The sequence below is a fragment of the Mycetohabitans endofungorum genome, assembly GCF_002927045.1.
Taxonomy (GTDB): domain Bacteria; phylum Pseudomonadota; class Gammaproteobacteria; order Burkholderiales; family Burkholderiaceae; genus Mycetohabitans; species Mycetohabitans endofungorum.
This window is the reverse complement of record NZ_PRDW01000004.1, coordinates 160,138-183,127: the sequence shown is the minus strand read 5'-3', so window position 1 is coordinate 183,127 and position 22,990 is coordinate 160,138. Positions and strand designations below refer to the sequence as shown.

Sequence of the window (22,990 nt, the reverse complement as noted above, 5' to 3'; positions counted from 1 at the left end):
TTTGCCGTAGCCAGTTGCGCATGCCGATGTCATTCCTCCAGGTATTCCAACAATTCGGCGCGAGCGCCCTCGCTGAGCGGGTTGCGCTCAACGAATGCCAGTATCGCGTTTTTTGCGTTTTCCCATTGCTGCACGGGTAAGAACGGGGTAAACCGGTCGTCTATTTCCTCGAGCACAAGCAGCACGTCCGTTTCATCACCGCCGTCAAGCAGACGCAGTCCACGCTGCCATAACTGGCTTGAGAGCGCTTCGTTCAACTTCACCGTGCCCTCGAGCAGCCCGAGCGCCACCAATATGCGTTGCTCGGACAACGCGCGTTCAATGGCAGGCTCGAGTAGCGATAACTCATGCGCTTGTTGTTCTATCGGCAATACCGCGAGCGCGGATGGCAGGTAGCGTAGTGCGTCACCCAATTGGTGATCTGGCAGCGATAGCGTCAAGTGCCGCAGCTCGGCATAGTGCACGGCTCTGTGCTCAACGGGCAACGCCCATATCACGTTGGCCAGCATGCCGATCGCTGCGCCTCGGTGTGACGCGGGTAGACGTTGCACCCATTGCTGCAATGTCCGGTAATACTCGATGATTTTCGCATCAGCGTGCTCGCCGCGGCGGATGCCAGGCAGTAGCATTGCCAATTCCACGAGTAGATCGGCCTGTCCAGCCACGTCCAACATGGGAAGCCGGCCCAAAAAAGCTTGATATTCGCTTTCGTACCGCGACGCGCTGGTTAACGAGCATCTGAGCAGTGATGCCACAGCAGCCCAGGTGCTTCCTTGTTCACGGCTGCGTCGTTCGGCGTTTGCATACGCAAATTCATATAAAGGGCGTTGCAACCTGTCGGGAAAGTTGAGTATGGACTGGATCATGTCTTTTTGTATTTGCAAGCCTTGCCGCGGCACACGGCCGGCGGCCTCGAAAAATCGTTGGAACGCCGCTAGCTGCTGCTCTTCGGGCAGATCCGATACCCGCGGCCACAGTGCATCGAGCGGCTCGACACGCAACGTCGGCTCGGCGTGAATACGTTCAATTTCAGCAAACAATTGTTGCATCGACGCCAGATCCATTTCACGAGCATAGCTAGCCCGCCGACAGCAAAGCCAACTCAGCCGTCTTTCTTGCAATGCGCGATATGTCCGTCTGTCCACAGTCGACAGGTTGCCAATATTGTCGAAAGGCACGTGGTCGGCCAGCTGCTGAATGATTTCGGGCGGCAGGTCGTGGTACGTCGTCGGACGGCTTGTCCGGTTCGCCGCCCAATGCATCATCAGACGGCTTGTCGAGTCAGCCGCTGCATCTGAGCCAGCCGCTGCACCTGTCATCGAGCTTGGCCGCCCGCGGGCGCTCGCAAGTACCGTCAGACCAGGATGATTAGGCGGCGCAGCTGCGGTAGGACGACCGGCTTGCCGGCTTTCCGTTGCATATAAAGCGGTTTGAACGCTGTTGATCGTGAAGTTCGAATCGGAATCCATTGGCAAGCTCATTCGATTATGCATCGAGGACGGACATGGAAAGGACTATCGAGACGCTTCGGACCCACGCCATAGTCATCGCCAAAACATAACGCATACGCTAGCATATCCATTGGCCGGTCTTTGCGCTGAGCATTTCTCCATATCCTGCCCCACTTTGCCAATGACCACGCTCCCCCTGTGCGTGCGAGCACCTGTGGGCGCATAGCGAAGATGCGATAATGTGGCGCAACTTCATGCCTTTTACCCAGCGTGTCCCCTATGACCGTCACGATTAAAACCGAACACGACATCGCAAAGATGCGCGTCGCCTGCCGCCTTGCGAGCGAGGTGCTGGATTACATCACGCCTTTCATCAAGCCCGGCATCACCACCGGCGAGCTAGACCGGCTCTGCCACGAGTACATGGTCAATCAACAGCACACAGTGCCCGCGCCGCTAAACTACCAGCCGCCCGGCTATCCGCCGTATCCGAAAGCAACCTGTATCTCCGTAAACGATGTGATTTGCCACGGTATCCCCGGCGACAAGCAATTAAAGAACGGCGACACGCTAAACATCGACATCACGGTGATCAAGGACGGTTACTTTGGCGACACGAGCCGAATGTTCATCGTCGGCGAAGGATCGATCCTGGCCAAGCGGCTCGTGCAGGTCACGTACGAATGCATGTGGCTCGGCATCGAGCAAGTGCAGCCCGGCGCGCATCTGGGCGACATCGGGCACGCGATCCAGCGTCACGCCGAAGCACACGGCTACAGTGTCGTGCGCGAATATTGCGGCCATGGCATCGGCACGGTGTTCCACGAGGACCCGCAGATCCTGCACTACGGTCGCCCCGGCACGGGCGTACAGATCCAGCCGGGCATGATCTTTACGGTTGAGCCGATGATTAATGCGGGGCGCCGCGACATCCGCACGATGCCGGACAAGTGGACTGTCAAGACGCGCGATCGTAGCTTGTCCGCGCAATGGGAACACACGGTGCTGGTAACGCAAACCGGCTACGAAGTGCTCACCGTGTCGGCCGGCACGCCAGCCAAGCCGACGATTGCCGTCACTGCGTGAGTTTAGCGTGCCGACCCGCACCGGCCGCCACACCGATGCGCCGTCACACGCCACCTGCCTCACGTCATCATACGGAGTTGACATGCCGGCCACGCGCAGAGCCACCCGCCGCGCCGCGCCCAATTCGATGAAACAGGCCTGTCCATGAGCGCCGCCGCTATGGCCACCGTGCCCCCCTCGTCGCTGAAAAACGCATTTAAGGCAGCCAAGGCTCAATTGCTTAAACGCTTCGCGCATGCCGGCAAGGTCGACACGCTAATGCGCTCGCTCGCGCGGCGGGTCGATGGCGCGCTCGTCGATGCGTGGCAGGCGTGCGCGATGCCGCCAGCATTGACGCTGCTTGCTGTAGGCGGCTACGGGCGCGGCAAGCTCGCGCCGCATTCCGACATCGACATCCTGGTACTGCTCAACGACGAGCCCGACGAAAACTTGCGGGCCAATATCGAGCGCTTTATTGGGCTGGCGTGGGACCTGGGGCTTGAACTAGGCAGCAGCGTGCGCACCGTCGAGCAGTGCATCGACGAGGCGCGTCAGGACGTCACCGTACAGACGTCGCTGCTCGAAGCTCGTCGGATCGTTGGCAACATCACGCTGCAGCAGGCGTTCCTCGCGCGCTTTTACGAAACACTCGATCCACGTGCGTTCTTTACCGCAAAGATACTCGAGATGCGCCAGCGGCACGCGAAATTCCAGGATTCACCCTACAGCCTCGAGCCGAACTGCAAGGAAAGTCCCGGAGGGTTGCGTGACTTGCAGTTGATCCTATGGATTACGCGCGCCGCCGGCTTCGGCAACAGCTGGCAGGAGCTGGAGGCGCGCGGGCTGATCACCGTGCGCGAAAGCCGCGAGCTGCAGCGCAACGAGCAATTTCTGAAAACGCTGCGCGCCCGGCTACACGTGCTTGCCGGACGACGCCAGGACCTTCTCGTATTCGACTTACAGACCGCGCTGGCCGAGGCATTCGGCTACCGGTGCACGCGCGAGAAGCGCGCCAGCGAGCAATTGATGCGGCGCTACTACTGGGCTGCCAAGGCGGTCACGCAGCTGGCCACGGTTCTGATTCAGAACATCGAGGCGCAGCTTTTCCCGCGTACCAGTGGCGTCACACGCCAGTTGTCCGAGCACTTCGTCGAGAAACAGGGCATGCTGGAAATCGTCGACGACGAGGTGTTCCAGCGCGCGCCCAACGCGATTTTGGAGGCATTCCTACTGTACGAGCAGGTGCGAGAGATCAAAGGTCTGTCCGCCCGGACACTGCGCGCGCTGTACAACGCGCGGGAGATCATGGACCGGAACTGGCGCCGTGACCCGCAAAACCGCCGCTTGTTCATGGAGATCCTGAAGCAGCCGGAAGGTATCACGCACGCACTGCGGCTGATGAACCAGACGAGCGTGCTCGGGTGCTACTTGCTCAATTTCCGCCGCATTGTCGGCCAGATGCAGCATGATCTGTACCATGTGTACACGGTCGACCAGCATATCCTGATGGTGCTGCGCAATATCCGGCGCTTTGCGATCGCAGAGCATGCGCACGAGTACCCGTTCTGTAGCCAGCTATTCGTCAACTTCGACCGACCGTGGGTGCTGTATATTGCCGCGCTGTTCCATGACATCGCGAAAGGCCGCGGCGGCGATCATTCGAAGCTGGGCATGGCCGACGCCCAACGCTTTTGCCGCGAGCACGGTGTCAACCCTCAGGATGCCGCGTTGGTCGTGTGGCTCGTCGAACATCACCTGACGATGAGCCAGGTCGCCCAAAAGCAGGACACGTCCGACCCGGCCGTGATCGGCCGTTTCGCCGCCCTCGTGCGTGACGAACGCCGGCTCACCGCACTCTACTTGCTGACCGTGGCGGACATCCGCGGCACCAGCCCAAAAGTCTGGAACGCGTGGAAAGGCAAGCTGCTCGAAGACTTGTACCAGATCACGCTAAACGTGCTGCGGGGGGCCCCGCCGGACCAGCACGCCGAGCTGCGCACGCGCAAGGACGAAGCGCGCGCGCTGCTGCGGCTGCAAACGGTGCCGGACGGCGCGCACCAAGCGCTGTGGGACCAACTCGACGTCGGCTACTTTCTGCGCCATGACGCGGCCGACATCGCATGGCAGACCCGCGTGCTTTACCGGTACGTCCACTGCGCTACCCCGATCGTGCGGGCACGCCCATCGCCAATCGGCGACGGATTACAGGTGCTTGTCTACTTGCATGACCGGCCCGACCTGTTCGCCGGCATCTGCGCGTATTTCGAGCGCAGCGGCCTGTCCGTGCTCGATGCGCGGGTGAGCACCACGCGGCATAGCTACGCGCTGGACAACTTCCTGGTGGTCAGCACTGACAAAGGCGTGCACTACCGCGACATCGCCAACCTTGTCGAGCAACAACTCGCAGCACGGCTCACCTCCCCCGACCTGTTGCCCGAGCCGGCCAAGGGCCGCCTGTCACGCCTGTCGCGCACCTTCCCGATCACACCGCGCGTCGATCTTCGCGCCGACGAACGGGGCCAGTACTATTTGTTATCGATCTCCGCCAACGACCGGCTCGGGCTGCTGTATGGGATCGCGCGCGTGCTGGCCGACCATCGCGTCGGCGTGTGGGCCGCCCGGATCAACACGCTCGGCGAGCGGGTCGAGGACGTTTTCCTGCTTGATGGCAACGGCTTGGCTGACAGCCGCAAGCAGATCCAACTTGAAACTGAACTACTGCGCACAATCGCAGTTTAAATCTTATGCGCGTAAAGCTTACCGCGAAACATCCTCGACCGGACTCGCCGTCGCGACAGCCGGTGCGACCCGGCGCGAAACGCGACACAATCCGGCGCACCGCCGCGCAGGCACCGCGCGAAGGCCGCGACGTCGACCAGCGTGCGCCGGCTGGACGTCGCCCCACCACCCGCCCAGCCACGCCCGCCGACGGTAACACCACTACAGTTGGCAAGCGGCACGGGAGCGGGCGCGCTGACCAGCCGGGCAACGCCGCCGCGTCGCGCCGAACGGCGGCCGGGGCACCTGCCCGCGCGGACTCGGGCGACCGATCTGACGCACGTGACGCTAGGCGCGCGCCTCGCCTGCCGGATGCCGCGTCGATGCCCATGCCGACCTCCACGTCATCATCGACCTCGCTCCCGCCGGATCGACGACGCGCGGCGCGCCGTCTCGACACCGCGCCGACGAAAGCGCCTCGCGCCAAGCGGCAACGCGAGGTGGCCGCCGGTGAGCAGTCCCACGGCACGGATCGCGGCGGCCGCGCGCGTAGCGCGGGAGCCGGCGAGCGTACGCGGGCGCAAGCGCTGGCACGCCGCGACAAGCCCGGCCATCTTGGTCACAAGCCGCGCCAATCACCGGCCCAAGCACTGGCCAAGCGCATCGGCGCGCAGGGCACTGCCGAGCAAGGCCCGGCACGCGGTGCCCGCGAGCAAGGCGGTGGCGCACGACAGGCCGAGCGCGCGCCAACGGACCGGACGCGTCCGTCGCGTCCGCGCGCCGACACGGGCGTACCGCGCCGCGACATCCGCCGCGGGATCGAGGCCGATGTGCCCGGCCAGATGCGGTTGTCAAAGCGGATGTCCGAACTAGGCCTGTGCTCGCGCCGCGAAGCCGACGAATGGATCGAGAAGGGCTGGGTCCGCGTCGACGGGCAGATTGTCGACACGCTCGGCGCGAAGGTCACCGCCACGCAGCGCATTGACGTGCTACCCAACGCACGGGCGGCCCAGGCCCGACAAGTCACGATCGTGCTGCACAAACCGGTCGGATACGTCTCCGGCCAGCCGGAAGACGACTATCCTCCCGCCGTCGCGCTCGTCACACCGGCAAATCGCTGGAGCGAGGATCCCGCACCCACGCGCTTTTCCGCCACCCATCTGCGCTCACTAGCGCCAGCCGGCCGGCTCGACATCGATTCAACCGGCTTACTGGTGCTGACGCAGGACGGCCGTATCGCCAAGCAGTTGATTGGCGAACAGTCCGAGGTTGAAAAGGAATACTTGGTGCGCGTGCGCTACGGCACGCACACGCAACAGGTGGATCGCTATTTCCCCACCGATAAGCTGGCGCACCTGCGCGAAGGGTTGTCGCTGGACGGCGTGCGGCTCAAGCCGGCGCAGGTCGATTGGCAGAACGGCGAGCAATTACGCTTCGTGCTGCGTGAGGGCCGCAAACGCCAGATCCGCCGTATGTGCGACTTAGTCGGCCTGGAGGTCGTCGGTCTGAAACGCGTCAGAATAGGCCAATTGGTGCTTGGCGCGCTGCCGTCCGGTAAATGGCGCTACTTGCGCGCGGACGAGCACTTCTGAAGCAGCTGGTGCCCGTCGGCGACGCGGGCCTGGTCAATCGTCGGACAAAGGATCCAGGTCCGGGAACAGCACTTTGGTAAAACCAAAGTTCGAAAAATCGGTAATCCGCATCGGATACAGCTTGCCGATCAGATGATCGCACTCATGCTGGACTACCCGCGCATGAAACCCCTCAGCGACACGGTCGATCGGCTGGCCGTACTGGTCATGACCTTCATACCGGATCATCGACAGGCGGCTGACAATGCCCCGCAGCCCCGGCACCGACAGGCAGCCTTCCCATTCCTCTTCCATGTCCAGCGAAACGGGGGTGATCATCGGGTTGATCAGCACGGTCTCCGGTACGGCCGGCGCATCCGGATAGCGCGCGTTCTGCCCGAAGCCAAAGATCACGACCTGCTGATCCACGCCGATCTGCGGCGCGGCCAATCCCGCGCCGTTGGCCGCGCGCATCGTCTCGAACATGTCTTGGATCAGTTGATGCAATTCTGGCGTATCGAACTTGTCCACCGGTTTCGCAATGCGCAACAGACGCGGGTCGCCCATTTTGAGAATTTCGTGGATCATTGCTGTTCACCCTCTAAAAGCCTACGCATCCCTTCTTCGTCCACGATCGAAATGCCCAACTCCTCGGCCTTCGTCAGCTTGCTGCCTGCGTCGGTTCCGGCCACCACGTAATTCGTCTTCTTCGACACCGATCCCGCGACCTTCGCGCCGGCGGCCTCCAGCATCTCCTTCGCTGCCTCGCGGGACAGGGTCGGCAACGTGCCAGTCAGCACCACCGTCATGCCGGCGAGCGGCCCGGCTGGTTTCCGGGGTGCCGGCGGCCCCTCGGGCCACTGCACGCCGGCTACACGCAGTTGCTCGATCACCATCCGGTTATGCGGCTCCGAGAAGAAATGGCGGATCGCCTCCGCGACCACGGGGCCGACGTCGTTGACCTCGAGCAGCGCCTCCTCGCTAGCGTCCATCAACGCATCGAGCGAGCCGAAATGCCGGGCCAGGTCCTTTGCGGTCGCCTCGCCCACGTGTCGAATGCCCAGCGCATAGATGAACCGCGGCAACGTCGTATGTCGCGCGCGCGCCAACGAGTCAATCAGGTTTTGCGCGGACTTATCCGCGAAACGGTCCAGTTGCGCCACCGTCGCAAAGCCGAGGTTGAACAGGTCCGCAGGCGTACGGATCAGGTTCTGCTCGACCAATTGATCGATGATCTTCTCACCGAGCCCATCGATGTCGAGTGCGCGCCGCTGCGCGAAATGCCACAACGCCTGCTTGCGCTGGGCAGCGCAGACCAATCCGCCCGTGCATCGCGCGATTGCCTCGTCCGGCAGCCGTTCGATTGCGGAGCCACAAACCGGGCAGTGGGTTGGCATCATGAAAGGCCGCGCATCGGCCGGCCGGCGCTCCTTGATGGCACCGACCACTTCCGGAATCACGTCGCCGGCGCGGCGCACGATGACGGTGTCCCCGATCAGGATATCCTTGCGACGTACCTCGTCTTCATTGTGCAGCGTCGCATTGGTCACCGTGGCGCCACCGACGAAGACCGGCTCGAGCCGCGCAACGGGCGTGATCGCACCGGTACGGCCGACCTGCACCTCGATCGCCAGCAACCGGGTCAGCGCTTCCTCGGCCGGAAACTTGTGCGCCAGCGCAAAACGCGGCGCACGGGACACGAAACCGAGCCGGTCCTGCTCGTCACGGCGGTTAACCTTGTAGACGACGCCGTCGATGTCGTACGGCAGCGACGTGCGGCGCGCGCCCACGCCGCGAAAGAATGCGAGCAGACCCGCCGCGCCACGGACCACCGCCCGCTCCTGATTCACCGGCAGGCCCATGCTGACATACCAGTCAAGCAGTGCCGAATGCGTGTCCGGCATCGGCACGCCATCGAGCACGCCAATACCGTATGCGAAAAACGACAATGGACGCTTCGCGGTAATCCTCGAATCAAGCTGCCGGAGACTGCCGGCCGCCGCGTTGCGCGGGTTCGCGAATTCACGCTGGCCCGCCTCGCGCTGCCGCTCGTTGAGTCGCTCAAAATCGCGCTTGAACATCAGCACTTCGCCGCGCACATCGATGACTTTCGGCACCGCGTCGCCGCTGAGCGTCAATGGCAGTGACCGAATGGTCCGCACGTTCGCGGTCACGTCTTCACCAGTCGTGCCGTCGCCACGCGTGGACGCCTGCACGAAACGGCCGTTCTCATACCGCAGCGAGATCGCCAGGCCATCGAACTTTAGCTCGCACGCGTATTCGACGTCACCGTGCTGCAATGCATCACTGACGCGCTTGTCGAACGCATCGACGGCGCTGTCCTCGAACCCATTGTTCAGCGACAGCATCGGCACGTCGTGAACGATAGGCGCAAAACCTTCGGCGACCGCACCACCGACACGTTGCGTGGGCGAGTCGGGCGTGATCAGATCTGGATGGTCCGCCTCGATCTGCTCGAGCTCCTTGAACAACTTGTCATACTCGGCATCGGGGATCTCCGGTCGGTCGAGCACGTAATACGCGTGATTGGCGCGATCAAGCTCCATGCGCAGCCAGACGGCGCGCTCAGCCGGACGGTCGGCGGATGGCGGAAACATCATGCGTGATATGAAAATCGGTTATTCATGGTGAAATTATCGCAGCAAGCCCCACGCGGCGGCATCCGCCGGAAGCGCTATTACAGGACGGCACTAATAAAAAACCCGGCGCCATGCACCGGGCTCGCGCAGGTGCCGCGCCGAGCACCTCCTCACCGACTGGCGGGCGCCAACGGCCGCCGGCGCGCCGGGCCGCTCAATTGCTGAACAACCGTCGGGTCACCGGCGAGCCGGCGGGAATACCCGCCTGCTCCAGCTTCGCGTACAGCGTCATCAGTTGCGTATCGATCGCCGCCAGCGCCGTCTCGGGTAGCGGCCGGCGCTGGTCGTCGACGACCCGAGCGCCGATGCGCTGCGCAAGCGACTTCGCGTAGTCGCACATCAGCCGGAACGGCAAGATGTCCTCGTCGGCCACCGGCACGTCCAACAGCAGCGTGATCATCGTGCCGCCCTTGTATGTCAGGTCGTCACGCAGGAAATTGGTGTCGCCGAACTGCAGCATGAATACCGGGTTCTGCTTGGCGTCGAGCTTGACGAACCGCGTGCCATCGCGCGACAGCAACAATCCGTCCTGCGACGCGATGGCCTGCACATAGTTGGCCGACCACGGCGCGCCGTCGGACAACACGTTGACTGACAATTGGGCATCGCATTGCGCGGCGAATCCGTCCAGTTCGCGTGCCATCGACACCGTTTCCATCATGTCCGGAAATTCAGGCGCGCCATCCAGCGCATCGGCGAAAGCCTGCACGCCGGACACGAACTCCGAAAATTCCAACTCGTTCAGCGGCCCGTTGCGGTTGGCCAGTTGCACCGCCGCTCGCAACTCGTGGTACCGGCCGCCCGGCTGCAGCAACGCCCAGTGCTCGCCACCTTCGGCCTTGCCCTCGATGAACACCGGCTTGGCGCCGGCACGCCGCAACCGTTGCGCGAGCGGCAGCACCTTCTCAGCGGCGACCAGCGCGGCGATGCGGATCGGGACCACGCAGTCGATACGCCGATCCACAAGCGCCGGCGGCGCGGCATTGATTGTCGTCGCAGCCGGCATGATCGGCTCCTGCTGCCCGTCGTCCGCGGCGGGCGGCTCGGCCTGCGCGGCGCTGCCGCCTTCTGCCTGCAGATCGATCGGCGTATCGGGCGCCGCCGCCGACGGTCCGAAACTCGGTTCGCGGCGCGCCCCGGCTTGATCCGCGCCAAACCCGGGCTCGCGGCGTGCGCCCGGGGCCGCGGGCTCGATGAACGGCCGTTCCTCGTTCGCGTCAGGGGTGCGCGCCAGCTCCGCCGCAGCATCGTCCGGCATCGGCCGGGGCATTCTGCGGCGTAACTTAGCCGCCTGCCACGCGTTATACGCGACCACGCCGGTCACCACCACTGCGCCCGCACCTATCAATCCGAGCGTCAATTCATCCATGCAGACTCCATCAGCAAAGCTTATTCGTGTTGCTGTCCATTACCCAGCGTTCTGCGCGAAGCCCGCGGCCGTTTCCATATCGACCGCGACGATCCGCGACACGCCTTGTTCCTGCATCGTCACGCCGATCAACTGCTGGGCCATTTCCATCGCGATCTTATTGTGCGAGATGAACAGGAACTGCGTTTTGTCCGACATCGCCCGCACCAAGTTCGCGAAGCGTTCGGTATTGGCGTCGTCCAGCGGCGCATCAACCTCATCCAGCAAGCAAAATGGCGCCGGATTAAGCTGGAACATCGCAAACACTAATGCCGTCGCGGTCAGCGCCTTTTCGCCGCCGGACAGCAGGTGGATTGTGGAATTTTTTTTGCCTGGCGGCTGCGCCATCACCTGTACGCCGGCATCGAGGATCTCCGTGCCCGTCATGATCAGCTTGGCCTGCCCACCGCCGAACAAGCGCGGGAACAGTTCGCCGAAATGCCGGTTGACCTCGTCGAAGGTGCCCTGCAACAGCGCCCGCGTCTCCTCGTCGATCTTGCGGATGGCGTCCTCGAGCGTCTCGATCGCGTGCTGCAGGTCGGCCGACTGCGCATCCAGGAACTGCTTGCGTTCGCGGGCCGCGCTCAGTTCGTCCAACGCCGCCATATTCACCGGGCCAAGCGCGGTGATAGCATGATTGATCCGCGTCACCTCGCCCTGCAGGTAGGATGGCTTCATGTCCGCGCCGAGCTTGGCTTGCAACGCCGCCTCGTCGACGCCGGCTGCTTCCAGTTGCTCGACGAACTGCTCGCGATTGAGCCGTGCCGCCTGCTCCTTGAGCTGCAACTCGGTAATCTTGTCGCGCAGCGGCTGCAGCGAGCGCTCTGCGGCCAGGCGCTGCTCGTCGGCCTGCCGCAATTGTCCGGTCAGCGCATCGAGTTCGGCTCGCGCCGCCTGCAGCGCCTGCTCACGCTCGCTGCGCAATGCCAGCGCTTGCTGCAACCCGGTATGGGCCGTTTGCTCGTTGATCGTCTCCAGTTCGGCGCGCGCCTCTTCCAGCGCACCGGCAACCCGCTCGTCCTGCTCCAGCGCGACCTGGATGCTGCGCGTGAGTTCGTCGATACGGGCGGCGACATTGCGCTGCGCATAGACCGCATCCTGCGCCGCGCGCTCCAACTCCCGTGACTTCTGGCGTGCGTCTGACAACGTCTCGTCGAGCGCCTCGAACGCCAGTTGCCCTTCTTCGAAGCGCGCCTGCAACTCGGCCAGCTCGGTGTCGAAACGCTCGAAATTGCTCTCGGACTCGCTGCGCAGTGCCCGTTGCTCGTCGATCTGCGCGGCGATCTCGTCGAGTTCCTCGCCGATCTGCGCGCTGCGCTGCGTGTAACGCTCGTGCGCCTGGGTCAGCTTAAGCACGTCCAGTTGCAATGCATGCACCCGCTGCGTCGCACGTTCGACCTGTGCCCGCGCGTCGGCCAGCGCCTGCGTGGCCTGCGTATGCGCGGCCTCGGCGCGCACCGCGGCACCACGTGCTTCATCCGCCAATAGCGCCTGAGCGCGAACCTCACGCCCGAGATTGTCGATTTCCTGTTGTCGTGCGAGCATGCCGGCCTGCTCGGAATCGGCTGCGTACAGTTGCACGCCGACGCGGGTAACCAGATGGCCGGCCTGAATGACGAAGCATCCGCCCTCCGGCAGCTGGGTGCGCGCGGCGAGTGCCTGGCTGAGATCGTCGGCCACGAACGCATTGGCGAGCCAGTCGCCCAGCACCGCGCGCAGTCCCGGGTCATCGATGCGCAGCAGCGCCAACAACGGCCGCAGTCCGGCCGGCGTCTGCAGCGGCTTGCCGGCCGGCGGCGGCGCATAGAACGCGAGTTTGGCCGGCGGCGCGTCGGTGGCGAACGCGTTGACCCAGTCCAGATTCGAGACTTCGAGCGCGGCCAGTCGCTCGCGCAGGACCGATTCCAGCGCTATTTCCCAGCCGGGCTCGATGTGCAGCTTCTTCCACAGGCGCGGCAGCGCGGCCAGTTCGTGCTTGTCCAGCCACGGCTGGAGCTTGCCCTGAGTCTGCACGTTTTGCTGCAACTGCTTGAGCGCGGTCAAGCGTGCATCGAGCTGGTGGATCCGCGCGTTTTCCTGTTGCACGCGCTCCTGCGCAGCACGGCGCGCCTCGTCTAGCTGCGGCACCTGCTGTTGCGCGTCGGCGAGCCGTTGTTGCGCATCGTCCAGAATCTGCTCGTGCTCGGCCAACTGTATGCGCAGTTCCTCGAGTTGCGCCTCATCCGGCGCGTCCAGTCCCTGCCGCTCGCTCCTCAGGCGCTCCAGTCGCATCTGCAACTGCTGCAGTTGCTGGTCGGCGTTGCGCTGGTGCGTCGCCTCCAGCTTCAACGATTGCTCCGCTTGCGCGATCGCACCCCGCTCATCATTAAGCTTGGCCTGCGCATCGCGCCACCGCGCTTCCAACGCCGGCAGCGCATCGTTTTGCGCAGCCGCGTCGTCCTGCGTGCGCGCCGCCCGCTCCTCGGCCTCGGCAAGCAACCCGTGCGCGTCGGCCAACTCGTCGCGCGCCTTCTCGGCCTGCCTCTGCCACTGATCCCGCTGCGCGGTGAGCGCCGCGATTTGGTTCTGCACACGACTGCGCGACTCGACGATGAATTTGATCTCCGCTTCCAGCCGGCTGACCTCGGCATTGGCCTCGTACAGCGCCCCTTGCGCGCCCTGCATCGCATCGCTAGCCGCGTAGTGCGCAACGCGCATCGTCTCCAGTTGCGCCTCGACTTCGCGCAGCCTCGCCGTCTGTGCCTCAAGCTCGACCTGCGCGGCGCCGATCGCCCGCTGCTGGCGCTCCTGTTCGGCCTGCGCCTCGTTCTTGCGCAGCAGCCACAGCAGTCGCTGCTTTTCCTCGCCCTCGGCCTGCAACGCCTTGAACTGCTGCGCGATCACGGCCTGCCCCTCGAGCTTGTCCAAATTCGTGCCGAGTTCGCGCACGATATCTTCGACGCGAGTCAGGTTTTCACGCGTGTCGTGCAGGCGGTTCGCCGTCTCCCGGCGCCGCTCCTTATATTTGGACACGCCGGCCGCCTCCTCCAGGAAGACACGCAACTCCTCGGGTTTGGCCTCGATGATCCGCGCGATCATGCCTTGGCCGATGATCGCGTACGCGCGCGGGCCCAGGCCCGTGCCTAGAAAGATATCCTGGATGTCGCGCCGACGCGCCGGCAGGTTGTTGATGTAGTAGCTGGACGTACCGTCACGCGTGAGCACGCGCTTGACCGCGATTTCCGCGTATTGGCTCCATTGGCCCGCCGCCCGCCCGTCGCCGTTGTCGAACACCAACTCGACGCTGGCGCGACTGGCCGGCTTGCGCGCAGTCGAGCCATTGAAGATCACGTCCTGCATCGATTCGCCGCGCAACTCGGACGCGCGCGATTCGCCAAGCACCCAGCGCACCGCGTCGATGATGTTCGACTTGCCACAGCCATTGGGGCCGACGACACCAACGAGCTGGCCGGGCACCTGGAAATGGGTAGGATCGACGAAGGACTTGAAGCCAGCGAGCTTGATCGAGGTCAGACGCACGGCGATATTCGCTGTTCTAGAGAGATTGCATGGAGTCCGCGCGGCACCCATGCGGCACCCGGACGTTCGGGGCCAATCATACCATCGCCGATTGGCGGTCCAAACCGGCTTGGGCCATTCATCACGCAGTGTGGTGTGCAAGCGGCACGCCCGCGCACGCAGGCACGCTATAATTATGCGTTTGTGAATCAACCCGAGTTCAACGCGGCGGCCGCGTGCACCGGTGCGGCGGCGCCTGTCCTCATTGTCGACATGGCAGCCCGACGCCATGCCCGACGTCGCCACAAAGGCCTGCCAGTGAATCCGCGTCTCGACCTGCTGCAACCGTATCCATTTGAAAAGCTGCGCGCGCTGTTCGACGGCGTGACGCCTTCGCCGGCCCACGCGCCGATCAGTTTCGGCATCGGTGAGCCGAAGCATCCGACGCCGGCGCTGGTTCGCGAGGCTGTCCGCGCGTCGCTCGATGGATTGGCGTCGTACCCCGCGACCGCCGGCACGCTGCCGTTGCGGCACGCGATCGCAGCGTGGCTGCAACGCCGCTATGGATTGCCGTCGGTGGACCCGGCCACCGACGTGTTGCCGGTGGCCGGCTCACGCGAGGCGCTATTCGCGTTCGCACAAACGGTCGTCGACGCGAGCCGTGCAAGCGACGCGGGCGGGCCGCCGGTCGTGCTGTGCCCGAATCCGTTCTATCAGATCTACGAAGGTGCGGCGCTGCTCGCCGGCGCGCAACCGTACTACGTGAACAGCGATCCGGCCCGCCACTACGTATGCGATTACGGCACGGTGCCGCATGATGTCTGGGCACGCACGCAGCTGCTGTACGTGTGCTCGCCGGGCAATCCGACCGGCGCCGTGTTGAGCCTGGATGACTGGCGGGAGATTTTCGCGCTGTCCGAGCGCTTCGGTTTCACGATTGCGTCCGACGAGTGCTACTCCGAAATCTACTTCGACGAATGCAATCCGCCGCTCGGCGCGCTGCAGGCCGCCCATGCACTGGGCCGCGGCTTCGAGCGCATCGTAATGTTCTCCAGCCTGTCCAAGCGCTCGAATGTGCCGGGCATGCGCTCCGGGTTCGTTGCCGGCGACGCATCGATCCTGAAGCGCTTCCTGTTGTTCCGTACTTATCACGGTTCGGCATTGAGCCCCGTCTACCAGGCCGCGAGCATCGCTGCGTGGGGCGACGAGCAGCACGTGTGCGACAACCGCCGGCAGTACGTCGAGAAGTTCGGCACCGTCACCCCGATGCTGGCCGACGTGCTGGATGTCACGATGCCCGACGCGGGGTTTTACCTGTGGGCGCGGGTGTCGCGCACCGGGTTGGACGATTGCACATTCGCGCGACGCTTATACGCCGACTATAATGTCACCGTCCTGCCAGGCTCGTATCTCGCGCGCACCGCGCACGGCGCCAACCCGGGACGCGATTACGTGCGCATCGCGCTGGTCGCGGACAGCGCCGAATGCGTCGAAGGCGCGCGGCGCATCGTCCAATTCTGCCAAAGCCTGTAGCGCGCCGACGCCTACCGCACGGCGCGCAAGCATTGCATCGATACCAACCATATTCGAGTCATCAAGCCATGTCGCAACCATTGCAGCAAATCATCGACACCGCCTGGGAAAACCGCGCCGAGCTGTCATCGAAGTCCGCCCCCGCCGACATCCGCGAGGCTGTCGCGCATGTGATCGGCGAGCTGGACCGCGGCACGCTTCGCGTGGCAGAAAAGAAAGAGGGCGACTGGGTCGTCAACCAATGGCTGAAAAAGGCGGTGCTGCTGTCGTTCCGGCTCGAGGATAATGTGCCGATGGCCGCCGGCGGCTACTCGCAGTTCTACGACAAGGTGCCGTCCAAGTTCGCGAACTATACGCCCGAGGACTTCGCCGCCGGGGGCTTTCGTGTCGTGCCGCCGGCGATCGCGCGCCGCGGCTCGTATATCGCGAAGAACGTCGTGCTGATGCCGTCGTACACCAACATCGGTGCATACGTCGATGAAGGCACGATGGTCGACACGTGGGCCACCGTCGGCTCGTGCGCGCAGATCGGCAAAAACGTTCATCTGTCCGGCGGGGTCGGCATCGGCGGCGTGCTCGAGCCGCTGCAGGCCAATCCGGTGATCATCGAGGACAACTGCTTCATCGGCGCGCGCTCCGAAGTGGTCGAGGGCGTGATCGTCGGGGAGAACTCGGTCATCTCGATGGGCGTTTATCTCGGCCAAAGCACGAAAATCTATGATCGCGAGACCGGTGAAGTCATGTACGGCCGCGTGCCGCCGGGCTCTGTCGTCGTGGCCGGCAACCTGCCGTCGGCTGACGGCAAATACAGCCTGTACTGCGCGGTGATCGTTAAGAAAGTCGATGCCAAGACCCGTTCGAAAGTCGGCATCAACGAACTGCTACGGGGCGACTGAATGGCCGCCAGCAAGTCGCGCGGCAACGCGCTGACCGTCTACGGTATCCCAAACTGCGACACCGTGAAAAAGGCGCGCGACTGGCTCGACGCGCACGGTGTCACGTACGCGTTCCACGACGTCAAAAAGGCCGGCGTCGACGCCGCATTGCTGCGCGGCTGGCTCGCCCAAGTGCCGCTGGACACGCTCGTGAACCGGCGCGGCACCACATGGCGCGCGCTCAGCGACGAGCAAAAGGCGGCGGCCGGCACGACTGACGGCGCCATCGCATTGATGATCGACAAGCCGTCGGTGATCAAGCGTCCCGTGGTCGTGGCCGACGACGGCATTAAAGCGGTCGGCTTCTCGGCCGACCAGTATCAAACGCTGTTCTGACCTTTCCTGCCTATGAGCCGCACGCTTGCCCTAACCGAGGCCCTGATTGGCTGTGCGTCCGTCACGCCCGAGGACGAAGGCTGCCAGGCATTGATGACCGAGCGCCTCGTGGCGCTCGGTTTCAACTGTGAAACCATCGCCGAGGGCGGTGTCACCAACCTGTGGGCACTCAAGCGCGGCGCTGACGGCCCGGCGGGCAAGCTGCTGGCGTTCGCCGGCCATACCGACGTGGTGCCGACCGGGCCGCTCGAGCAATGGAGCAGCGATCCATTCGTTCCGATGCAACGTGACGGCCGGCTGTACGGACGCGGCGCGGCTGACATGAAGGCGTCGCTGGCCGCCTTTGTCGTCGCGGCCGAAGAGTTCGTCGCCGCCTATCCGCGGCACCGCGGCTCGATCGGCCTGCTGATCACCAGCGATGAGGAAGGACCAGCGCGCTACGGCACGGTCAAGGTGGTCGAACGACTCGAAGCGCGCGGCGAGCGCCTGGACTACTGCGTGGTCGGCGAGCCAACCTCCGGCGATCGCTTCGGCGACACGGTGAAGAACGGGCGACGCGGTTCGCTGTCCGGTACGTTGACCGTACGTGGCATACAGGGTCATATCGCGTACCCACACCTGGCCAAGAATCCGGTGCACCTGCTCGCCCCCGCGCTGACTGACCTCGTGCGCGTAGCATGGGACCAGGGCAACGAGTACTTCCCGCCGACCACATGGCAGGTATCGAACCTGCATGCCGGAGCTGGCGCAACTAATATCATCCCGGGCAGTGCAAGCGTCGACTTCAACTTCCGCTTCTCGACCGCGACGACGCCCGACGAGTTGAAAGCGCGCGTGCACGCGATCCTCGACGCCCACGGGCTGGACTACGAATTGACGTGGAACCTGAGCGGCATGCCGTTCCTGACACCGCGCGGCGAGCTGTCCAACGCGCTCGAGCAGGCGATCGAGGCCGAGACCGGCATACGCCCCGCGCTCTCGACCACCGGCGGCACCTCCGATGGCCGCTTCATTGCGCGGATCTGCAAGCAAGTCATCGAGTTTGGCCCGTGTAACGCGTCGATTCACAAGGTCGATGAACATATTGAGTTGGCCCACATTGAGCCGCTGAAAAACGTGTATCGGGGTGTACTGGAGCGTCTCGTTGCATGATGTACGGGGCGGTTGGCGCTACCGTGGCGGCGCCAACCCCAGCCCGGCCTGACGCCGCCGCGCCCCTTCCTACCCGCCAACGCTCAACCCGGCGCTCATGCCGTCGCTTACCATGAATCATTCGTTTTCGACCGTCCGCGACTTGTTGCGCTACGCGGTCACCCGCTTCAACCAGGCTCAATTGGCCTTCGGCCACGGCAACGCAAACGCTTATGATGAAGCCGCGTATCTAGTGCTCCATACGCTGCACCTGCCGCTCGACACGCTGGACCCATTCCTTGATGCGCGTCTGCTGGACGACGAAATCGGCGCGGTACTCGACATCATCGAGCGGCGCGTCACGCAGCGGTTACCGGCCGCCTATCTGACACACGAAGCTTGGCTGCACGGCTATCGCTTCCATGTCGACGAGCGCGTGATCGTGCCGCGTTCGCTCATCGGTGAGTTACTGCTCGAGCGGTTGTCGCCGTGGATCGACACGCCCGACGAACAAGGCGCGGTGCTCGAGTTGTGCACCGGCTCTGGCTGCCTTGCGATCATGGCGGCCGACGCATTCCCCTACACCGAGATCGACGCGGTCGATCTGTCGGCGCATGCGCTGCAGGTGGCGCAGCGCAACGTCGATGACTACGACTTGAATGAGCGGATCACGCTATTCGAAGGCGACCTGTTCGAGCCGCTGCCGCCACGCCGGTACGATTTGATTCTGGCCAACCCGCCTTATGTCAACGAGGCGTCGATGCAGGCATTGCCCGCCGAATATCGCCATGAACCGGCCATGGCGCTGGCGGGGGGCTCCGATGGCATGGACATCGTGCGCCGGATCATCGGCGCCGCGCGCGACTGGCTGACCGACGACGGCCTGCTGGTCGTCGAGATCGGCAACGAGCGGCACCACGTCGAAGCCGCGTTCGGCGGCCTGCCGCTGACGTGGCTGCCGACCCATGCCGGCGACGACAGCGTCTTCTTGCTGCGTGCGGCAGACCTGCCGCGTCGCAAATCATGATGCAAGACAGCCCTGTCATGATACAGCACCGCTGAACAAAAGACGCAACCGCACGCTGCGGCGCCACATCGCCCCGATACACGCGCCGTTGCGGCATGCACACCACATCGGCACTGCCGAAAAAAGGCCATGACAGGTAAGATGCAACGCATGCCGCACTGCGCGAGCCGTCATCGGCTCGCTTTCCTTCATGCAACTGGATTGGCTCCATCTCGGTACATGGGTCGCTTGTGCGCATGTGCTCGGCGTCATCGCCGCCTGCCATGCGATTCTCCACACGCGTACGTCGCAAGGGGCGATCGCGTGGGCGGTTTCGCTCGTCGCAATGCCCTACCTGACGCTGGTTCCGTACCTTTTCCTGGGGCGTAGCCGTTTCGAGGGTTATGTCGACGCGCGACGCGTCGAGTACGAGGCGATCCGGGAGCGGCGTTTGGACCTGGTCGGCGACATCGGCACGCAATCCGACGCGCTGGACAGCGCGCCGGTCGATCGGCTGGACGTACAGACGATCACCGCACTGTCGTCGCTCGCGCGCATGCCGTTTTTGGCCGGCAACCACGTGCGCACGCTGGTCAACGGCGAGGCGACGTTTGCGGCGATCTTCGACGCAATCGACGCGGCACGTCACTACGTGCTCATCCAGTTCTTCATCATTCGGGCCGACACAGTCGGCGACATGCTGCGCGATGCACTGCTGGCCAAGGCGGCACAAGGGGTGCAGGTGCATTTGCTGTATGACAGCATCGGCAGTATCGACCTGCCGGTGGCCTACGTCAGTGCGCTGCGTGCCGGCGGCGTGCAGGTGCATGCGTTCGCCACCAACCGCCGCTTCGTCAACCGCTTCCAACTCAATTTCCGCAATCACCGCAAAATCGTCGTCGTCGATGGCGAACGCGCATTCGTTGGCGGCCACAACGTCGGTATCGAATACCTGGGTGGCAAACCACCGTTATCGCCGTGGCGTGATACGCACGTTGAAGTGCGTGGGCCCGTGGTGAAGCAAATCGAATTCGTGTTTGTCGAGGATTGGTTCTGGGCCACGCAGCGGCTGCCCCGTACCACGCCACCCATCCGCCCGTGCGGTGGCAACATGCATTGTCAGGTCATCGCCAGCGGTCCGGCCGACCGTCAGGAAACCTGCTCGCTGTTCTTCGTCGCAGCGATTCATGCGGCCCGCGAGCGCATCTGGATCACCAGCCCTTACTTGATACCCGATGAGGCCGTATTCGCCGCCCTCAGGCTCGCCGTGATGCGCGGCGTCGACGTGCGCGTGCTGATTCCGTCGCGCCGCGATCATATCGTCGTTTTCGAAGCCTCCCGACTGTACGCGCATGACATGGTGCATGCGGGCATCCAGGTCTTCCGCTATCGCCCCGGCTTCCTTCACCAAAAGGTTGTGCTAATCGATTGTGTCGCCGCCGCGATCGGCAGTGCGAACCTCGATAATCGGTCATTTCGCCTGAACTTCGAGATCATGCTATTGACTGTCGATTCCACGTTTGCCGCAGAGGTCGCGGCCATGCTCGAGGCCGATTTCGCGTTGTCTGATCCGGTCCAAACCAGCGAACACGCGCGCACGCCGGCGTGGCGGCGCATGGCGATGCACGTCGCGCGGCTGTTCGCGCCGATTCTATAGCGACGCGGGCTCGATGTGATGACCGGGTAACCGGTACGCAATCGAAGCCAGCCACCACACGGTCGCCCACGACAGACCATCGTGTGCCGACTTAAACGCCTCCAGGCTTTTACGGTGACCCTGACCCATCGTCGCATGCATGGATCGACTGGTTCAACGAGCCAATCCATACATGGCGCTGCTGAACATCAACAGTAGGAACGTGGCGGCCAAAAGCAATTTCAATGCTAGCTTCATCATGCTCACTGCTCCAAAATTCATAGTAACGACTACGAATTTGATTGCATTGTTCACACTAATCGACCCATCGGATCAATCTTCGAAATGCCGACATTACCGTCCTTTGACGGCGTGATCCCGGATGACTTTAGTGTCACGCCGCAAAGTGTTTGCTGAACCGCAATCTTTTCCTGATATCTGTACGTTGGCCGCCAGATTCCGCTTTAAACAAGCCATCCGCACGAAACGCCGTACTTTTTGCCACTTACCATTAAGACTGTCCGGTCCGTCGAATGGCCGGACACAAAGTAGCGTGCAGCCCTGCCGGGTGGTCAGGTCCGGGACAGGCTGCCGCCGAGCTTGCGTTTTGACGGCTTCAATCCGTCCAAACCGAACCGCCACACGCAGCGCGCGACCAGCGTCAGCTGCAAAAAAGGAGAACCAATGAAAAAGCGAGCGATGACCATTGTGGCCTTCAGTGGCCTTGCCGCGAATGCCGCTTGGGCACAAAGCAACGTCACGTTATATGGGGCCGTGGACAACGGAATTGGCTATCAAACTAGCCAGACAGCGCCGGGCTCGATCAATGGCGGACGGTCGGCCATCAAGATGGCCCACGGCGTCTGGTTAGGCAACCGCATCGGCTTCAAGGGCGACGAAGATCTTGGCGGCGGGCTGAAGGCCCTATTCACGCTAGAAGCCGGTTTCAACGGCGCAAATGGTGACGCCCTATTCGAAAAAAACGCTCAGTTCGGTCGGCAGGCATTCGTGGGCATGGCGCATCCTGAGTTCGGGACCGTGACAGCAGGCCGCCAATATACAGCCTATTACACATTGCTCGCGCCATATAGCCCGACGACGTGGCTCACGGCGTACGGCTCGCACCCGGGTGACATCAGCTCCCTTAATATGGCGTACCGCACGAACAGTTCGATTGTCTATATGTCCCCCAACCTCAATGGACTGAAGTTCGGAGGATCGTATGCATTCGCGGGCGTGCCCGGCAGTGCGTACCGTGGTTCGACGTGGAGTGCGGGCGTGCAATATATCAACGGACCGTTCGGTATCGCTGCGGGATTCCAACGCGTCAATAACGCCGCCGTCGGCGGCGGCGAGTGGGACGTGCAATCGGCGACCAACTCCAACGGCAAGCCCCCCGTGTCGGCGATCAACTATGGGTATCAAACCGCGCAGGCACAACAACGCGTCGGCGTGACAGGCGGGTGGAAATTTACGCCTGACTTTGATGTTTCGCTCTCTTATACGAACACACAGTACGTGCCAGGTATTCTGTCGCGCTTTCATAATCAAGCCACATTCAATGCGGCAGGTGTAGCGCTGCATTGGAAACCGAGCCCGGTGTGGGACCTCGCTGCCGGCTATAACCATGCGCGCGCAAGTAAGGCCAACGGAATCGAACACGCAGCGCGGTATAATCAGTTCAATCTGTCGCAGTACTATAGCCTGTCAAAGCGTACCGGTATCTACATGGTGCAGGCTTACCAACGGGCAAGCGGCAATACGTTTACCGTTGCACCGGACGGCACCACGGGCGTGGTCAAGGCCACCGCGTCGATCGGCGATGCGATGAACGCTGCGCCCTCGTCATCGCAAAGTCAGTTTGCCGCCGCCGCGGGGATCGTGCACCGGTTCTAAGTTGTCACGGTCTTGATCGAAGCGCTGACAGCTGTTCGTTAATGGCAGCAGCGGCGCCCACATGGCTGCGTGTCCGCGTGGACACGCAGCCGCACAGAAAGCTGCATTACGCGATTGACCGATGGTCTCACCATCCGCTAGCCGGT

At 63.4% G+C, this 22,990-nt stretch carries 15 protein-coding genes; 10 read left to right on the top strand and 5 right to left on the bottom strand.

Features of this window, described 5'->3' with window-relative positions; translation table 11 throughout:
- Nucleotides 1-29: 29 nt before the first annotated feature.
- Nucleotides 30-1,049, bottom strand: a complete 1,020-nt coding sequence (locus tag B0O95_RS05590; RefSeq protein WP_146063991.1) for a hypothetical protein — start codon at nucleotides 1,047-1,049, stop codon at nucleotides 30-32.
- 681 nt (nucleotides 1,050-1,730) lie between these two features.
- Between B0O95_RS05590 and map the strand changes: the two genes are divergently transcribed.
- From map to B0O95_RS05575, 3 genes are all read left to right on the top strand, one after another.
- Entirely contained in the window at nucleotides 1,731-2,537 is an 807-nt protein-coding gene (gene map, locus B0O95_RS05585) for a type I methionyl aminopeptidase (RefSeq protein WP_104077000.1), read from the top strand.
- Between the two features lie 144 nt (nucleotides 2,538-2,681).
- Nucleotides 2,682-5,255 carry a [protein-PII] uridylyltransferase gene (locus B0O95_RS05580; protein WP_104076999.1) on the top strand — a complete coding sequence of 858 codons (2,574 nt, stop codon included), beginning with the start codon at nucleotides 2,682-2,684 and terminating at the stop codon, nucleotides 5,253-5,255.
- A 362-nt stretch (nucleotides 5,256-5,617) separates the two neighbouring features.
- Nucleotides 5,618-6,826 carry a pseudouridine synthase gene (locus B0O95_RS05575; RefSeq protein ID WP_332908554.1) on the top strand — a complete coding sequence of 403 codons (1,209 nt, stop codon included), beginning with the start codon at nucleotides 5,618-5,620 and terminating at the stop codon, nucleotides 6,824-6,826.
- 33 nt (nucleotides 6,827-6,859) lie between these two features.
- On the opposite strand, the gene def is transcribed toward B0O95_RS05575, so the two are convergent.
- The 4 genes from def to smc form a co-directional block, all read right to left on the bottom strand.
- Entirely contained in the window at nucleotides 6,860-7,393 is a 534-nt protein-coding gene (gene def, locus B0O95_RS05570; RefSeq protein ID WP_104076997.1) for a peptide deformylase, read from the bottom strand.
- Nucleotides 7,390-9,426, bottom strand: a complete 2,037-nt coding sequence (ligA, locus tag B0O95_RS05565; RefSeq protein WP_104076996.1) for an NAD-dependent DNA ligase LigA — start codon at nucleotides 9,424-9,426, stop codon at nucleotides 7,390-7,392. Before ligA ends, def begins: the two co-directional genes overlap by 4 nt.
- A 193-nt stretch (nucleotides 9,427-9,619) precedes the next feature.
- Nucleotides 9,620-10,834, bottom strand: a complete 1,215-nt coding sequence (locus tag B0O95_RS05560; protein WP_104076995.1) for a cell division protein ZipA C-terminal FtsZ-binding domain-containing protein — start codon at nucleotides 10,832-10,834, stop codon at nucleotides 9,620-9,622.
- Between the two features lie 39 nt (nucleotides 10,835-10,873).
- Nucleotides 10,874-14,392 carry a chromosome segregation protein SMC gene (gene smc, locus B0O95_RS05555; RefSeq protein ID WP_104076994.1) on the bottom strand — a complete coding sequence of 1,173 codons (3,519 nt, stop codon included), beginning with the start codon at nucleotides 14,390-14,392 and terminating at the stop codon, nucleotides 10,874-10,876.
- Nucleotides 14,393-14,644: 252 nt separating this feature from the next.
- On the opposite strand from smc, the gene dapC reads away from it, so the two are divergent.
- The 7 genes from dapC (at nucleotide 14,645) to B0O95_RS05520 (ending at nucleotide 22,844) form a co-directional block, all read left to right on the top strand.
- Nucleotides 14,645-15,904 carry a succinyldiaminopimelate transaminase gene (dapC, locus tag B0O95_RS05550; protein WP_104077106.1) on the top strand — a complete coding sequence of 420 codons (1,260 nt, stop codon included), beginning with the start codon at nucleotides 14,645-14,647 and terminating at the stop codon, nucleotides 15,902-15,904.
- A gap of 68 nt (nucleotides 15,905-15,972) precedes the next feature.
- The gene (dapD, locus tag B0O95_RS05545) at nucleotides 15,973-16,800 is read left to right on the top strand and encodes a 2,3,4,5-tetrahydropyridine-2,6-dicarboxylate N-succinyltransferase (protein ID WP_104076993.1); all 828 of its coding nucleotides are present in this window, start codon (nucleotides 15,973-15,975) and stop codon (nucleotides 16,798-16,800) included.
- Nucleotides 16,801-17,175, top strand: a complete 375-nt coding sequence (locus B0O95_RS05540; protein ID WP_104076992.1) for an ArsC family reductase — start codon at nucleotides 16,801-16,803, stop codon at nucleotides 17,173-17,175.
- Nucleotides 17,176-17,187: 12 nt separating this feature from the next.
- Nucleotides 17,188-18,327 carry a succinyl-diaminopimelate desuccinylase gene (gene dapE / locus B0O95_RS05535; RefSeq protein WP_104076991.1) on the top strand — a complete coding sequence of 380 codons (1,140 nt, stop codon included), beginning with the start codon at nucleotides 17,188-17,190 and terminating at the stop codon, nucleotides 18,325-18,327.
- Between the two features lie 112 nt (nucleotides 18,328-18,439).
- Entirely contained in the window at nucleotides 18,440-19,333 is an 894-nt protein-coding gene (gene prmB, locus B0O95_RS05530) for a 50S ribosomal protein L3 N(5)-glutamine methyltransferase (RefSeq protein ID WP_104077105.1), read from the top strand.
- A gap of 190 nt (nucleotides 19,334-19,523) precedes the next feature.
- Complete coding sequence (gene cls / locus B0O95_RS05525; protein ID WP_104076990.1) at nucleotides 19,524-20,969, top strand: cardiolipin synthase; 1,446 nt, start codon at nucleotides 19,524-19,526, stop codon at nucleotides 20,967-20,969.
- A 663-nt stretch (nucleotides 20,970-21,632) separates the two neighbouring features.
- The gene (locus B0O95_RS05520; protein WP_104076989.1) at nucleotides 21,633-22,844 is read left to right on the top strand and encodes a porin; all 1,212 of its coding nucleotides are present in this window, start codon (nucleotides 21,633-21,635) and stop codon (nucleotides 22,842-22,844) included.
- Nucleotides 22,845-22,990 lie beyond the last annotated feature (146 nt).

Coding starts and splice junctions, on each gene's coding strand:
- B0O95_RS05590 (WP_146063991.1), bottom strand. CDS start 1,049: ATGCAACAATTGTTTGCTGAAATTGAACGTATTCACGCCGAGCCGACG.
- map (WP_104077000.1), top strand. CDS start 1,731: ATGACCGTCACGATTAAAACCGAACACGACATCGCAAAGATGCGCGTC.
- B0O95_RS05580 (WP_104076999.1), top strand. CDS start 2,682: ATGAGCGCCGCCGCTATGGCCACCGTGCCCCCCTCGTCGCTGAAAAAC.
- B0O95_RS05575 (WP_332908554.1), top strand. CDS start 5,618: ATGCCCATGCCGACCTCCACGTCATCATCGACCTCGCTCCCGCCGGAT.
- def (WP_104076997.1), bottom strand. CDS start 7,393: ATGATCCACGAAATTCTCAAAATGGGCGACCCGCGTCTGTTGCGCATT.
- ligA (WP_104076996.1), bottom strand. CDS start 9,426: ATGATGTTTCCGCCATCCGCCGACCGTCCGGCTGAGCGCGCCGTCTGG.
- B0O95_RS05560 (WP_104076995.1), bottom strand. CDS start 10,834: ATGGATGAATTGACGCTCGGATTGATAGGTGCGGGCGCAGTGGTGGTG.
- dapC (WP_104077106.1), top strand. CDS start 14,645: ATGGCAGCCCGACGCCATGCCCGACGTCGCCACAAAGGCCTGCCAGTG.
- dapD (WP_104076993.1), top strand. CDS start 15,973: ATGTCGCAACCATTGCAGCAAATCATCGACACCGCCTGGGAAAACCGC.
- B0O95_RS05540 (WP_104076992.1), top strand. CDS start 16,801: ATGGCCGCCAGCAAGTCGCGCGGCAACGCGCTGACCGTCTACGGTATC.
- dapE (WP_104076991.1), top strand. CDS start 17,188: ATGAGCCGCACGCTTGCCCTAACCGAGGCCCTGATTGGCTGTGCGTCC.
- prmB (WP_104077105.1), top strand. CDS start 18,440: ATGAATCATTCGTTTTCGACCGTCCGCGACTTGTTGCGCTACGCGGTC.
- cls (WP_104076990.1), top strand. CDS start 19,524: ATGCAACTGGATTGGCTCCATCTCGGTACATGGGTCGCTTGTGCGCAT.
- B0O95_RS05520 (WP_104076989.1), top strand. CDS start 21,633: ATGAAAAAGCGAGCGATGACCATTGTGGCCTTCAGTGGCCTTGCCGCG.